The sequence below is a fragment of the Gilliamella sp. B3127 genome (assembly GCF_026536935.1).
GTDB classification, from domain to species: domain Bacteria; phylum Pseudomonadota; class Gammaproteobacteria; order Enterobacterales; family Orbaceae; genus Gilliamella; species Gilliamella apicola_E.
Window position 1 is genome coordinate 77,101 of sequence record NZ_JAFNNI010000001.1, and the last position, 17,223, is coordinate 94,323.

Here is a 17,223-nt window from a genome sequence, read left to right on the forward strand (position 1 = left end):
TCTCTTTCATTTCTTAAACAATACTTACCAAAAGAGTTAAAAATAACGCTTAACAATATGTTTTATTATTTTTTTTTGACTTACAACTCTTATCAAATATGAAGTTGCTGACTATCAAGGTCAAATCTAGAATATATTAAAATTTTTATAAAAAAATTCCTGATATTTATATGTTTGTAAATGAACATATAGAAAGATTTTCATTTCTTTAATTTTAAAATTTCTTCAGCCCTATTTTTATAACAACAATATGTATTTAAGTGAAAGGAAATAATAGTTCATGGTCAAATTTAATCGTTTCCGTAACATTTCTTATCTGAGTATAAGTGCTGCATTTTTACTTGGTTCAAATAGTGTTTATGCGAGTACAGAGACCGTACCAAAATTAAATATTATTCGCGATGAATTTAATTCTGTGGAAAAACTAAATTTAAGTATCTATAATCCGAAACTTAAATTAACATCCCAAGGTTTATTCAATACCCCAATGGGGCTTTATGTTTATACCAACTATCCGAGCAAAATAGCAGAATATCAAATCACTATTTATCGCCAATCTGATGTCGATAACCAGCATCCAATAAAAACATTGAAGTTTAATGAAATTAGCCCATATGAAGCGCTATTGTGGCAAGGTGATACCGACAATGGAGAACCATTGTCAATTGATAGTGACTATAAAGCGATTTTAACCACGACTAGTCATGATGGCTTAAAAGATAACGTTCATGCCGTTAACTTTAGTACATTAGGCCATGGTATAAAACAAGAGAGTGAATTTATTTCATATAGCAAATCTAATGTTTCTTCCTCACCCGCCACTAACTTGACCTTTGGTAAATTAAAATCAGATAGTACTATTCCTGGTTTTGGAGAAAGTCGGATCGATCATCAAGGCATTGTCAGTGGTGCGCAAGATCGTAAAGTTGTCATTCAAATGGCGGGACTAAAAGATAAAAAAGATGTGATGTTAAATGGTGAACTATTGGTGGTGGACAATAGTGGACGCGCCATGCGAGAGATGATCTTATCGCCAGGAGAGTATCAGTTCGATTTAACTTGGAAAGATGAATTTGGTCAAACTCATTCACAAAACGAAAAATTAGTTGTTCAAAAAGAAAATGATATTTTTTATGTTGGTATTGTTGATGTCACATATGCACAAAATAATGTTAGCGGTGAAGGCCAATCAATAGTAGAAGATGCTGATAGCCATCATTATAGTGGTAAAGGGAGTTGGGATGGTCGAGTTGCATTTTATTTAAAAGCCAATAAAGAAGATTATCGCTTAACAGCTCATTTAGATACCACCGAAACCAAATTAAAAAATGCATTTGGTCATTTAGGCGAAAAAGACCCAACGCGTTTTGTTCGAGAAATCGATCCTCAAGCTTATTATCCAATTTATGGTGATGACTCAACCACTGAAAGTGATGTTGATACCGAAGGTAAATTCTATGTTAAGTTAGAAAAAGGCAAAAATTACGGGTTATGGGGTAATTATAATACCCAAATTACTGGCAATGAATTTGCAAATTTTAACCGAAGTCTATACGGTGCTAAGCTTTACCATGAAAGCGAGCAGACAACAAAATATGGTGATACTCGTACATTAGCCACCATATTTTTATCAAATGGTGAAACACGAGGTAGTCACAATGAATTAGCCTCAACTGGTGGTAGCTTATACTTTTTGAAACATCAACGTGTAACTCAAGGTAGTTTAAAACTTTCGGTCGAAGTACGCGATCGTAACACTGGACGAGTATTAAATACCAGTTCCTTAACCGAAGGTGTGGATTATGAAGTTAACCAATTCCAAGGTCGTATAATGCTAACTAAACCATTACCGATGACCTCCAGTGGTGGCTCGGGTAGTTCTATTATCGAAGGTGGAAATTTAGTTGGTGGTGACCCAGTTTGGATTATTGCTGAATATGAATATTATTCGGATGGATTTGATCTTGAAGGTCAGAAAGTATTTGGTGGAAGAGCTTATCACTGGTTAAACGATTATCTACGTATTGGGGGGACTTACCTAAGTGAAGATCAGGCTAGTGGTGATAATTATGAATTGAAAGGTGTGGATTTAATTGTAAGGCCAACGCAAGGAACACATACTCAATTAGAATACGCCAAAACCAAAGCGAAAATGAATGATATATTTGTATCGAGCAATGGTGGTCTATCATTTACTGAAACTGTGCTATCAGGTGATACTCGTGGAGCCGCTTGGAAAATAGAACAAAAAATCGATTTTAATGATTTTACCGAAAAAGATGTTCCACTAAGCTTCAAAGGCTATTACTCGATGCAACAAGAAGGTTTTTCATCTTTTGCTAAAGCTCGTAGTAGTGATTTAGAAGAGTGGGGCGGTGAATTGCGTTATGACTTTGAACCAGATAAACAAGGTGTATTGGTTGGTCATAGCCAAGAAAAAGATAAAGCAAATTACGTTGAACGAATTACTCGTGCACAATATTACACTGCCTTAGGTGAATTATATAAAACCGCTTTAGAGCTCCAACAACGAAATGATCATAATTATGGTAGTGATTCAACTAAAGAAACATTAGTGGCAGCAAAATTAGAACGTTCATTTTTTGATGGTCGAGATAAAGGTTATATCATCCAACAATTAACCTTAAATAAATCAGGCGATGTTGCCGATGATAACCGCACAACGTTAGGTTATAACTCTCAAGTGACAGAAAACATCAATATCGGTGCTGAAGTTTTTGGTTCTAACCGAGGTGCAGGAGGTGGTGTACAAGGTAGCTGGGATGTTAATGAACGAACCAGTTTATACACTAAATTATTAAATGATGTCGATTCAACTTCTGGTCGTGGAATAACTACTGTTTTTGGTGGAAAAACCAATGCGACAAGTAAAATGGAGTTATATTCTGAGCGTCAATTTAAAACCAGCAAAATCGATCACACTACTTCAGATATCTATGGTGTCAATTATAAGCCAACTGAAGCGCAATATGTCGAAGGGTCTTACTCTATAGGTCGAGTAAATAACCGTAATCGAAATAGTACCAGTCTGACGGGAAATGATGAAACTCGCCGAGATGTATATGCAGTAGGTTATGGCTTTAAAAATGACAAATTTCAAATGCGTAACCGCCTTGAATATCGTATAGATGAAGCGAGTGAGCGTATCAAACAATGGGTAACGACAAACCGAGCTAAAACTATCGTAAGTGAGAACTTAAGTTGGCTTACTCAGTTTGATTTTGATAAAACATTAGGTGAACGCGATGATAAAGTTGTGAGCAATTATACTGAATCTATGGTTGGTTTTGCTTATCGACCCCAAGCCATTAATAACCTAAATCTGTTTGGAAAACTAACCTATGTATATGGATTAGATCCTGACGATCAACTAATCGCAAACTCTACCTCATCAGGCAGTAAAAGTTACACATCAAGCTTATATGATCAGAAGAGCTGGGTGTGGTCGTTAGAAGGGGTTTACGAATGGAATGCAAATTGGGAAACGGCGTTTAAAGCGGCACACCGTCAAGGGCATTTACGTTACAAAAGCGAAAGTAATTGGTACTCATCAGGCGCAGACTTATATGCCTTAAGAGTCAATTACAAGCTTGGCGATTGGGAATATCAAGTAGAAGGAAGAACCTTACGCACAAGTTTAGCTGATGACCATAAAGATGGTTTAGTCACAAGTGTTTATCGCAATGTTGGTGACAATATCAAGATGGGTGTAGGTTACAACTTCACTGATTATAACGATAACTTAACGCACCTGAACTATCGTTCACATGGTTGGTTTGTAAATGTCGTGGGGAGTTTCTAATGAAAAGTTGGCAAAAAGTTAAAAATGGTCAACCGCATTTACATATGCAAGTTAAATCAGATCAAAAAGTTGAAAACGTTAAAAAGAATTTACGCATATCAGGAGATAAGATAATGCGAACTGAGCATAACGCAAAATCTAAAGAAAGATCATTAGTAAAAATTTTTAATTATAAAGCGATAATAAAACACTTTAATTTGGTGTTGTTCTCATTTTTTATTTCGTTTATGGCATTATCTGCAGCAAATGCAATACCGATATCAGGTAAAGTATTTTTAGACTATGATGGAAAATCTAATAATGTTAACTTCCCATTAAAGAACTTACCTGTTGAATTAAAAGACTATACAGGTGCAAAAATTGCTAGCGTACAAACTGATGATAGTGGGACCTTTCAATTTGATGTCTCTTCATTAGGTTCTTATAAGATTGAAGTAAAAACTAGTAATAATGAAAGTGTAGCGAAGTCAGTTTCGATAAATGGTATGACGGGGGAATTAGGTCAAAACCTATTTTTAAAAGGTAATGGAGGATCAATTTATCTTAAAGTTAAAAATGATAATAATCAGGGGGTTGGTAATATCCCTGTTAAATTACTTAATTCATCAACCAAAAATGTCATAGTGTTAAATACTGATACTAATGGTGAGATAGAGATAAAAAATACATTATTGAATGATGAATATACTGTTTACTTCGATAACGAAGTTGATGTCTTCCTAAAAAATTTAAAGTATAAATTGTGGGATGTAACCTTACCTAATGGTAATAATGTTTATGAAGACAAAGTTAAATTCTTAATGAAAGGGGCGGTACAAAAAGGCTCTTTTAATCTTAAACAACGAAATCAAAATAAACTAGATGGTGTTGTTGTAACCGATATAGATAATGATGGACTGTATACGGTCAATACAGATATAGGTATAGAAGGTATCAAAGTAAATATTTATTATGAAAATACCAATATTCCTGTAATGGGAACAACAACTGTTACAACTGGGGTTGATGGTTTCTATGGTTTCATCGACTTACCTGTAGCGACTTATGATATTGTAGTATCGGGCGTACCAGCTCCTCCATATAAATACTTACAAAGTGATTTAAAAAAGAAAGCAAAAATACCCGATGCAATAGGTATTCCTACTGGTCCTGATTTCGTTTTTCAAATCGATCCAAAAGATAAAACTTTATCAAGTATATCTGGTAATGTTTTTAAAATTCAAAAATATATTCAAGCAGGTCCTGATTCTGGTAAAACGGGCAATAACCTTTATGATGCTTCGGCCGGAGATGTTGGTATTGCAACTGTAGTTGAACTTCATCAACATGATGGTTCTGCATGGAAGAAAATTTCTACTGTAAACACAGATGGTTCTTCAGGGTTTTACCAATTTAGAGGTCTTACTAAAGGTAAAGATTACAAAGTTGTATTGACTGAAAAAGGTATTGATAAAAGTAAATTCTTTTTCATCAATGATACGGATGGTAAATCAACAAGTACTTCACCAAAATCAAGAAGTAGTCATAAAGGTAAAGTGACATTAAGCAATAACACAAAAGACAATATTGCTGGAAAAGAAATTATTTTACCTAATTTAGGTGATAAAATAGCAAATCAAAATTTCTGGTATTCATCAATACTAGATAAGCTAGGTGATTTATTTGTTGTTAATTATCTAGAAACAGCTGGTGGACATTGGAGCTGGAGTACAACTTACAATGGATTAGAGGCTCAGTCGGCAGGTACCTATACCAAAATAGTGTTTTATGAAGAAGATGGGGTTACACAAGCAACTGATTCTAAAAATAATAAACTTGAAGTTTCATATCAAACACCAGGATTTTATGGTTTAAGAGGTTCTCAAAATTATTTCGTTGATCGCGCTGGTTTATTTTATTATTCAGTCGTGGATTATGATGATACTCTTTTAGATACACCTAGATCAAGAAACCAGAATTATGAAATAACTGTAATTCCTGGTAAAAATTGGGAAGATGCATTATATTTCACACCTAAACAAAGAAATACTATATCAGGTTATATTTATTTAAATAATAGTCACCATGATGCTTTAGGTAGTTATGTACCTGGTTATGATACTCCTATTAAATATAATCGAGTTGTTTTAGAAAGGAAAGTTCAAGGTAGATGGACTGAATTTACTGTCTTTTCTACTGATGAAAATGGTAAATATGAATTTACAAATATACCAAACGGTGATTATCGAATTACTGCCAAACAAATATATGGTTTAGCTAGTAATATAAAAGACGGTGATTTAGTATTTGAAAATAACGATAAAAATAACGGTTTTTTAATAGATCCAAGTAATAACCAAAGAACAATCTCACAAATTGAAATATCAGTTAATGGAGGTAATACATATAATACTAATACTAATTTTTGGTATAAATTGAAAGTCAATGAATATGTAATACGAGGAACCGTATATCTTGATACATGGCTAGGCGACAGTATAATACAGACTGGACAACTTTATAATTCTAATGATTTGCCATTGAAATATGCAACTGTTTTACTTTGCCAAGATGGTGATGAAAGCGATTGTACAGAAAACGGTAGGAATTTCCTTGATAAGAAAATTACAGATGATAAAGGCGAGTATTTATTTGATAGTCAACTTAATGGTGTAACTGCTAATAAAAATTACATGATTAAGGTAAAATATGATGGAATAAAAACAGTTACTAATCCTCGTGAGAATTTATATCCTTTTTATAGAGTTAGCTTTACAAAACTTGATGCACCTATTACTAAAAACTTTCTTATGCAAGGTAAAGGTACTATTTCTGGTGGTCCAGTTAATGATTTAAATGGTGACACTGAATATGCTGGTGATCAATCAAGTGAAAATGGTAAAGGGCTCTTTGTATTATATTATTGGGATAAGGAGACTAATAAATGGGCATATTGGTCTAAACTTGGTGATTATTATCGAACATTCAATTTAAAATCACTACCAAAGGGCAAATATCGAATTGTTCATGACACTAACACTTTTGACTATATTGATATAGCAGATCAAGATCCAGCCACTAGTCCTGGTACATTAGAGTTTGAAGTTTTAGCTGATGGTTCTTTAGCTAATGATATGCAAGCAGATAAACAGTGGTTTATGCAAGCAACTAGTGCTCCAGATGCTTTAACTGAAGGTATTACAGGTAACTTGTATTTAGATGTTACTGGTTCAAATGTTAAGAATGAACAGTCAATATTGTTAACTAAGGAACAATTAGAAAAATATAATTCTTCCCAAATAACTGTTGAAGGGGTGTTTACTCCTCGTCTTTACAATAAGTATTACAATGGAAATTTTGAATCAATCTTTGATACACCAGATTTTACTGATAATGAAGTAAAACAAAAAGGTAGCTTTGTTTATAATCTATCTACCTCAAGAAGAAAAAATAAATTATACCTTTCCAATATGATGTTAAAACTCAAAGGATTAGATAATGCATTTGAAATAGTAGGAAATAGCAGTGAAATAAAAGGAAACTTCTTACCCAACAAGGTACAAAAGGGTTTGGAGTATATGAAAGTTGGAATATCGCCAAGTGGTGCTCGAGATCAATATTGGTTATTAAGATTAAGAGAAACAACAGAAATTGGTGGGAAACTTTATTACGACTACGATAATAATGGCGCTTTTGAGCCTAGTAGCGGTGACGTACCAATGACTGGAGTTCGAGTAGAATTATATCGTGATGGTAATTTATACTCATTTACAACGACCGATCGTGACGGTAATTATAAGTTTACAAATCTTTTATATGATGACTATACAATTAAAGTCACAGATGAAGGTTTAGATAAGACTCGTTATGAATTAAAAAGTTTATCTGACACAATTTCTAATATCAAAATTACACAAAGTAATCCAACTGTTACTAGTGGAGCGTTAGATTTTCTTTATAAAAAAGAAGGTGACACTTCTATTTATGGCTATGTATTGATTGATATTAATAATAATGGTGTAGCAGATATTCATTTTGATAAAACAGGTGATATGCCAGTACAAAATGTTACTATTAATTTGTATAAAGGTTCTACGAATAGTTCACCATTTAAGACAATACAAACAAATCAAATTGGGGTTTACAGTTTTGATTTAGATAAAAATCAACTCAATGATACTTATTTTATAGAAATTGTACCTCCAACTGGTTATGGTGTTATTTCTAATGTGGATAATAATACTAATACGATTTTATCTCCAATCAATTTTAGTACAGGAAGAGAAAGTCAAAGAAGTAAATACTTTTTATTAGCAGGAGGAACGAACCCAAATCCTTCAGATGGCATTAATAGTCCTACAGCAAAAAATAGTGGTATTGCTGGTAAAACATTGATTGATGATCCAGAACCAGCAAACTATAAACCATTAAAGAATGTTTTATTAAGTTTAGTTGATGGAAATGGTAAAGAGTTAGCACGTCAATATAGTGATTCTAATGGCGAATACCACTTTTATAATTTGCCGAGTGGAACTTATAAGGTAAATGTGAAACAACCACCAGCAAATTATGCTATTGTTAGAAATAGTGTGAGTACCATTCAACCAATTGATACTATTTCAGGTATTGCTATTACTAATACAGGGGTAACGGATAAAACCTTCTTCTATAGCAAAGCAAGCCATGATGGTATCCAAGGTAATATTTATGTTGATTTTAGTGATACTAATACTGATACAAGTCATTTGAATGAGTATGCACATTTAATCAATAGTTCACACCAAGTAAAAGTTGAGCTTTATGATGGTTTAAATGGTACAGGTCAGTTGTTAATGACACAATTGACAACCGATGGGCACTATCATTTTGCAGATCTTCTATATGGAAATGATGTTAATTACTCAGTTAAAATTGAAATGAACACTCTTCCGGGCTATGACTTTAAATTCAGTAAAGCAGGTAATCGAGCGCAAGATATTGTTATTCCTGTAAAAGCATTGAAAGAAGAGGGATCATTAGATAATCACTATGTAGTTTTAGGTAAACAACAACTAGGTGGTGATGTTTGGATAGATAATAATAATGATAAGATTAAAACTGATCAAAAACTGACTAATGATGTTGAGGTTGAATTATCTTATCAAGCACCTAATACAGATACTTTTAAAACGCTTAAAAAAACTAAAACAGCTAATATTGCATTGAATGGTAATGCATCGAAAAATGGGCAATATTTGTTTGATAAATTACCAAAAGATTATAATTATCAAATTAAGGTTAGTACGCCTAATTCGACTGTATTAGTACCAGCGACGGATATACCGAATAATACTAATACATTCAATTTTGAACCTTTAACTGATAATGATTTTAATAGCAGTACAGCTTTCAAATATACTGGACGAGTATCAGGTCAAGTTGTTATTGATGTTGATGATAGCAAAGATAGAACCGGTGCAGACACTAGTTTTGCAGGTGTTAAACTGGTTCTAACGAAAGTATCAAGTTCAACTTTCAGTGGTGGACAAACTTCATTTGAAGCAACAACTGATCCAAATGGTAACTTTGCATTTGATAATGTTCCGGTAGGAAAATGGGCTATTTCAACAGCATCTTCACAAACAATAACTGATTGGGATAAATATGTTCTAAATTATACGACTATTGGAAATAATGTTGTTCCAATACAATCAGGTAATAATTTATCGTTAGAAGTTGAAGTGACAACTACTCAAAGTGTTGTTGATAACATTGATATTGGTTATCGAGGTAATAGTAAGATTACCGGTTATGTCGTTATTGATAGTGATAGTGATGAACAATATAGTTCTAACGATATGAGCTTTGGTCAGCTAGCTACTCCTATAACTCCGAAAATAACACTAACTTCGGCAACCAATAAAGCTGGATTTAAAACAAAAGAATTTACTGTTGATGCATCAAACGGTCTTTTCGAAATAACAGGATTGAGCGCTTATAATTATGAAATAAGTAGTACTGTGAGTGATTCTAATTATAAATTAGTCTTTAGTCCTGGATATCCATCACCTGCATCTGCGACAGCAACGTTTAATGTAAATGGACCAAATGATGCAAGTTTTGAAACAAATCCAAATACAAGAGCGTTTGGGTATCAATTTGCTCGTAAATTATCAGGGAATGTTTATTTAGATATCGGTGGGAATGAGTCTGAAAAAACATTTAATCCAAAACTTGATGGGGCGGTAGTTAAAGTTGAAGGCGTATTGATTAACAATAAGCATGTAACTTATACTAAAACTGTAGGAAGTAACGGTGAATTTACCTTCAATAATATTACTGAAGGTAAATGGACAGTATCTGTTTCTCATCCGACACGAACTGATTTAACCTATAGTTATTTTGTTGAAAAATTGGTAACCCCAACTGTTGTCAATAATAATAGTATCACTTATGAAGTAGATTCAAATACTGGCAATGAGATCAAGCTTGATTTAGGTATGAAAGGCCAAGCTAAGATTACTGGTAAAGTCGTGTTTGATAATGATACGGATGAGCAATTGTCATCACTCGATACTGGTGTCGATGGTTTAACCATAAAATTGGTAGACCTAAATAGTGATACAGTTATTTATAAGGAAGCTGTATCGAATAGTGATGGTGAATTTACTTTTGATAATTTAGCCAATGGCAGCTACCGAATTAGAGTGACTGACCCATCTAATAAATTAAATGGTTATGTCATCAGCTTTAGTCCTTCGGGTAAAGCATCTGCAAATACTGCTTCGGATATTGCGACAATTTCTATTTCAGGCGATGCTGCGCAATCGGATAGGAATGACTTTGGTTATAAATCTAATTTAGGTATAAGTGGACATATCTATCAAGACATTATGGGGAATGGTCAGCATAATACTAACTATCCTCCGTTAGCTGGTGTTGGAATTACCGCAGTTAATCAAAGTAATAATTTAGCTATTAATGCAGTTTCTCTTGCAGATGGTAGTTATTCACTAAACAATCTAACTGCAGGTACTTGGATAATTAAAATTTCAAATTCACCTTCAGGTTGGAATTATAGTTATTTTGATGCTGCCGTAGGTAATGCAACTATTAGCGAAGTTAACCCAGGCGAATTGAAAATAATAATCGCGTCAAATGATACGGTAGGAAAAAATATTAATTTCGGTTTGAAAGGTAGTGCAAAAATATCAGGTAAAGTTGTTGTTGACGTGGATGTAAATGATAATGTCGGTTTAAATTATCATGCAGCATCAATTGATAGACCATTAAGCGGTGTAGAGGTTACCCTTAAAGCAAATGGTTTAAACGGTACAACGGCTATTTCAACAACTACAGGAAGTGACGGTAGTTATAAGTTTGAAAACCTTACCGCATATAATGATTATGAATTGACTGTTAATGATAGTAACTTGACTAGAGCTGGCTATCAAATCAGTTTCAGTCCTGCTATGATAAATGGTGGACTTGCAATTAATCATGATACATTAGCATTAACATCTACTACTCAAGATCTTGCTCAGATTGACTATGGCTATAAGAGCCAAAAAACCTTGAAAGGAACTATTTATAAAGATATTTCTGGAAAAGGTGTGCATCAAACATACGATACAACTTTAGCGGGAGTTACCGTTGAGGCAAGAGATGTTAATGATCATAATACAGTATTAACTGCAATTAGTGATGCTAATGGTCAATATGAAATTAATAATATAGCTGAAGGTCAATGGGATGTAACTGTAAACTCAACAGCCGTTGCAGGTTATAGTTACAGTTATGTAATTCAGCCTCAAGGTTCAAATTCAACATCTATAACAAATGGAACAAGAATTAAAATTGAAGCAACATCTTCTAATTTGGTCACAAATGTTGATTTTGGATTGAAGGGACAAGCAAGTATTAGCGGTCAAGTTGTAATTGATGTTGATACTCAAGATGGTAATGCTATTTCATCTCGAGATATTGGTATTGATTCTCTAATTCCAAATTATCAAGTTGAGTTATTTGTAGACAATAATTTAATTGATAAGAAAGCCGCAACTACTACTGGAACAAATATTGATGAGCTTGGTAAATATCAATTTGAAAATTTAGCTTCTGGTATTAATTATAAAGTTAAAGTTAGTATGGGAAGTAATAGTTACATTAGTAGCTTCATGCTTACTGATAGTAATATTGCAGCAACAATCAATAAAACAGATAACTTGATGGAAGAAACCTATCAGTTTGCTAGTGCAACAGACCAAGCTAAAAACGTTACATTTGCTTGGAGTGGTATTAGTGGCATTAAAGGTAAAGTGTTCTTGGATAATAATGATGATGGAGAATATAATCCTTCAATAGATACAGCTATTAATGCTCCAATAACAATTACCTTTAAAAATGTGAATAATCCGTCAATTAACTTCACACGTAATTTAGCTGCTGGTGATATAGATTATGATGTTGCTAATCTTATTCCGGGCAAATGGAGTATTGAAATTGCTGGTGTACCATCAACACTGAAAGCTAGCTTTGACCCTGATGATGCGCATCATAATGCAAGTGGTGAATTAAAATTACCGCAAACTGCAAATATTGCCGTCATAAATATTACAGGTAAGTTATCTGATCAAAACTTTGGTTATATCAATGGTGGTATTATCGAAGGTAAAGTTCTAGATGATAATCAAGGTGCTGGTTTAACTGGAGTATCTAGTTATAAAGGTTTATCTGGAGTTAAAGTTTACTTATTAGATGGTAATAAAAACCATGTAATGGATAGAAATGGTCGTCCAATTGTTTCGACCAGCAATGACAATGGTAAATTTAATTTCCGTAATCTAATCAGTGATACTACTCGTAGTACAAGCCCACGTTACTTTATCCGTGTTCTTTATGGCGATTATAATGATGGAACTGTTAGTGTAGGTCGAGGTAATCCTTTATATGATCTAATACCATCATTTGATAAGTATAGAGATGCTAGTGGCAATTTAGTAGAGCATGATTTAATTAATCTCTCTAACCCACCGGCTACAATAAACTTTAATGGTGTAGGTGGTGAACATACTGTACCAGTTATGGTAAATGATGGAACAAGTAATTTAGCATATGGAATTTTATTAGGTTATCGTAGTTCAGATGCTGATATAACTATTGCTAAAATTGCATTAAAAGATAAGGTAACGGTTGGTGATATTGTTCCTTACTCTATTAAAATAACGAATAATAGTTCACGCGTTTCAATCATTAAGATCAAAGACGTTTTACCAGCAGGCTTTAAATTTGTTAAAGGCTCCACTCGCCTTAATGGTAAAAAAGTTGAAGATCCTACTGGAGGAAGAACAGTAAATTCACAACTTATTCAATTAAAACCAAAAGGTGAATTAACCTTTACCTATATGCTTGTTGTTGGTGCTGGTGTCACTCAAGGTGAATACACTAATACAGCTGTAGCAGTTAATTCAATAAATGGAAAAGTTGTATCTAATACTTCTCAGGCAACAGTAACTGTTACTGCTGATCCATTATTTGATGATGCACTAATCTTCGGAAAAGTGTATGTTGATAAAAATGGTAATGGCGTTCAGGACGAAGGTGAAGAAGGCTTAGGTGGTGTAAAACTAGTTACTGTACGTGGTGAAATTATTACAACTGATGCTAGTGGCCGTTATCACATAGTTGGTGTATCTGGTGGACGTTGGGAACGAGGTGCGAATTTTGTTCTTAAATTAGATACAAGATCACTACCGAAAGGCTATGAAGTAATTGGGCGTAATCCTAAAGTAGTGAGAGTATCACCAGGCTTACCAAGTAAAGTTGACTTCACAGTTTCAGAGGAAAAGAGTCAATAACAAATGAATTTGGATCGTAAGATCCAAATTTTAAACCACCTTATTTCCGTCCTTTTCTGATTTATTAGGAAAAGGGCGGAATTTTTTATTTCTAACTGATAATTACATTGATTTATAATTGTTTATCTCTAAATATTAACTATTTAAGTACAGAAAAAAACATTGAAAAGTAACTAAAAAAACAAGTGGTTAAAAAAAATGTTTTTTTTTACCTAAAAAATTGATGATCTGACTTAAATTAGTAGTATACTATGCGCCTCATAAAAGCATAGTTTTTTTGAGGATGTCAACTTGAGTAATGATAAGCTTGTGGACTCGTTTTCCCCCGCGCAAATGACCCAAATCGCCGAGGAACTTGGCAACTATAAAGTAAATAAAAACCCTACTAGTACTATAGTATCAGCTATCCTTGCAGGTGTTTTTATCTCTATTGCATTCGTATTCTACATTACAGCTACAACAGGGACTTCAACCGTTGCTTTTGGCTTGGCTAAATTAGTTGGCGGTATCTGCTTCTCGTTAGGTTTGATGCTTGTTGTATGTTGTGGAACAGATCTTTTTACTTCAACTATTTTAACCATTTTACCTAAAATGACACATAAAATTAGTTGGATAAAAATGTTCCGTAATTGGATTTTGGTCTATATTGGTAACTTTATCGGTGCTATACTATTTGTAGGAATTATTTGGTTTTCTGGGCAATATATGGTAGCCAATGGTTTGTGGGGATTGAATGTATTACAAACCGCAGATCATAAATTACATCATACTTTCATCGAAGCTGTATTTCTTGGTTTATTAGCTAATTTAATGGTTTGCTTAGCTGCTTGGATGAGTTATGCTGGTCGCAGTCTACTTGATAAAATGCTAATTATGGTATTACCTGTAGCAATGTTTGTTGCAAGTGGTTTTGAACATAGTATTGCAAATATGTTTATGATCCCTATGGGAATTGTAATTAATAATTTTGCATTACCTGAGTTTTGGACTGCTGTTGGGATATCTCCTGATTCATTTAAGGCATTAACCGTTGAGCATTTTATTGTAAATAATTTAATTCCTGTTACTATCGGGAATATTTTAGGAGGCTTGTTAGTCGCTATCCCTAATTGGGCTTTACATCTTCGTAAGCCACATTGATTTTATAATATTTACCCTTATGTAAGAGTAGATAGATATTTTTGTAAACCTGAGGTTAATAACTATGAGTAATTTAAACGAAGTACAAGCAGCAGCTTGGAAAGGATTTAAAGAGGGTGATTGGCAAAGTAATGTCAATGTTCGCGATTTCATTCAAAAAAATTACACACCATATGAGGGTGATGAATCTTTTTTAGCTGGCGCAACAGATGCTACAACTAAATTATGGGATAAAGTCATGGAAGGCATTAAAATTGAAAATGCTACTCATGCTCCTGTAGATTTTGATACAAGTGTAATCTCTACTATTACTGCTCATGATGCAGGTTATATCGAAAAAGATTTAGAGAAGATTGTTGGTTTACAAACTGAAAAACCATTAAAACGCGCGATTATCCCGTTTGGTGGTATCAAAATGATCGAGAACTCTTGTAAAGCTTACAACAGAACGCTTGATCCATTAGTCAAAAAAATCTTTACTGACTATCGTAAAACACATAACCAAGGTGTGTTTGACATCTATACTCCGGATATCCTTCGTTGTCGTAAATCAGGTGTTATCACTGGTCTTCCTGATGCTTATGGTCGTGGTCGTATCATTGGTGATTACCGTCGTGTTGCACTTTACGGTATCGACTTCTTAATGCAAGATAAATTTGCTCAATTCAATTCATTACAAGCTGATTTTGAAAATGGTGTTGATTTAGCAATGACTATGCAACGTCGTGAAGAAATCGCTGAACAACATCGTGCTCTTGGTCAAATCAAAGAAATGGCAGCTAAATATGGCTACGACATCTCTGGACCAGCTAAAACAGCTCAAGAAGCAGTGCAATGGACATATTTCGGTTACTTAGCTGCAGTTAAATCTCAAAATGGTGCGGCAATGTCTCTTGGTCGTACTTCTACATTCTTTGATATTTACTTCCAACGTGACCTTGAAGCAGGTTTAATTACTGAAAAAGACGCTCAAGAAATTGTTGACCATTTCGTTATGAAATTACGTATGGTTCGTTTCTTACGTACGCCTGAATATGATGAATTATTCTCTGGTGACCCAATTTGGGCAACTGAATCAATCGCAGGTATGGGTGTTGACGGACGTACTTTAGTTACTAAAACTTCATTCCGTTTCTTAAACACACTATATACAATGGGTCCATCACCTGAGCCTAACATGACTATTCTTTGGTCAGAACAGTTACCAAGTGGATTCAAAGAGTTCGCATCTAAAGTATCTATTGATACCTCATCATTACAATATGAAAATGATGATTTAATGCGTCCTGACTTCAATAACGATGACTATGCAATCGCATGTTGTGTAAGCCCGATGATCGTTGGTAAACAAATGCAATTCTTCGGTGCGCGTGCCAACCTTGCTAAAACTCTTCTATACGCAATCAATGGCGGTGTGGATGAAAAACTTAAAATGCAAGTTGGACCAAAAGAAGATCCAATCACTGACGAATACCTTGATTTTGACAAAGTATTTGCTCGTTTAGATCACTTTATGGATTGGTTAGCAAAACAATACGTAACTGCACTAAATGCAATTCACTATATGCATGACAAATACAGCTACGAAGCATCATTAATGGCACTACATGATCGTGACATTATTCGTACAATGGCATGTGGTATTGCAGGTCTATCTGTTGCTGCTGACTCATTATCAGCTATCAAATATGCAAAAGTAAAAACGATTCGTGATGAAGATGGTTTAGCAGTGGACTTTGAAATCGAAGGTGAATATCCACAATTCGGTAACAACGATCCACGTGTAGATGATATTGCAGTTGATTTAGTTGAACGTTTCATGAAGAAAATTCAAAAACTTAAAACTTATCGTAATGCGATTCCTACACAATCTGTATTAACCATTACTTCAAACGTTGTATATGGTAAGAAAACAGGTAACACTCCAGACGGTCGTCGTGCTGGTGCGCCATTTGGACCAGGTGCTAACCCAATGCACGGACGTGACCAAAAAGGTGCGGTTGCTTCATTAACATCTGTTGCTAAACTACCATTTGCTTATGCGAAAGATGGTATTTCATATACTTTCTCAATCGTTCCTAATGCATTAGGTAAAGATGATGATGTTCGTAAACGTAACTTAGCTGGTTTAATGGATGGTTACTTCCATCACGAAGCTACTATTGAAGGTGGTCAACATTTAAATGTTAACGTATTAAATCGTGAAACATTATTAGATGCGATGGAACACCCTGAAAAATATCCACAATTAACTATTCGTGTTTCTGGATATGCAGTACGTTTCAACTCACTAACTAAAGAACAACAAAAAGACGTTATTACACGTACTTTCACACAATCAATGTAATTTAGTTAACTGATACTAATTAAAAATGGCGCCTACTTGAGGCGCTATTTTTTTATCAGAATAAGATTAAGATTTATTGATTCCATATCAATATTATT

General features: G+C 33.9%; 4 protein-coding genes. All 4 read left to right on the forward strand.

Features of this window, described 5'->3' with window-relative positions; all coding sequences use genetic code 11:
• The first annotated feature begins 280 nt into the window (after positions 1-280).
• The 4 genes from J3U00_RS00385 to pflB all read left to right on the forward strand — a co-directional run bounded on the left by J3U00_RS00385 (position 281) and on the right by pflB (position 17,125).
• Complete coding sequence (locus J3U00_RS00385; RefSeq protein WP_267331178.1) at positions 281-3,823, forward strand: hypothetical protein; 3,543 nt, start codon at positions 281-283, stop codon at positions 3,821-3,823.
• Positions 3,823-13,638 (forward strand): SdrD B-like domain-containing protein, encoded by a 9,816-nt coding sequence (locus J3U00_RS00390; RefSeq protein ID WP_267331179.1) that lies wholly within the window; start codon positions 3,823-3,825, stop codon positions 13,636-13,638. Before J3U00_RS00385 ends, J3U00_RS00390 begins: the two co-directional genes overlap by 1 nt.
• 291 nt (positions 13,639-13,929) lie before the next feature.
• Entirely contained in the window at positions 13,930-14,778 is an 849-nt protein-coding gene (gene focA, locus J3U00_RS00395; RefSeq protein ID WP_267331180.1) for a formate transporter FocA, read from the forward strand.
• A 64-nt stretch (positions 14,779-14,842) separates the two neighbouring features.
• A complete protein-coding gene (pflB, locus tag J3U00_RS00400; protein WP_220225109.1) occupies positions 14,843-17,125 on the forward strand; it encodes a formate C-acetyltransferase in 2,283 nt (760 codons plus the stop codon).
• Positions 17,126-17,223 lie beyond the last annotated feature (98 nt).

Excerpts from the sequence above, each read along its gene's own strand:
- J3U00_RS00390 (WP_267331179.1), top strand. The coding sequence starts at position 3,823 with ATGAAAAGTTGGCAAAAAGTTAAAAATGGTCAACCGCATTTACATATG.
- J3U00_RS00385 (WP_267331178.1), top strand. The coding sequence starts at position 281 with ATGGTCAAATTTAATCGTTTCCGTAACATTTCTTATCTGAGTATAAGT.
- pflB (WP_220225109.1), top strand. The coding sequence starts at position 14,843 with ATGAGTAATTTAAACGAAGTACAAGCAGCAGCTTGGAAAGGATTTAAA.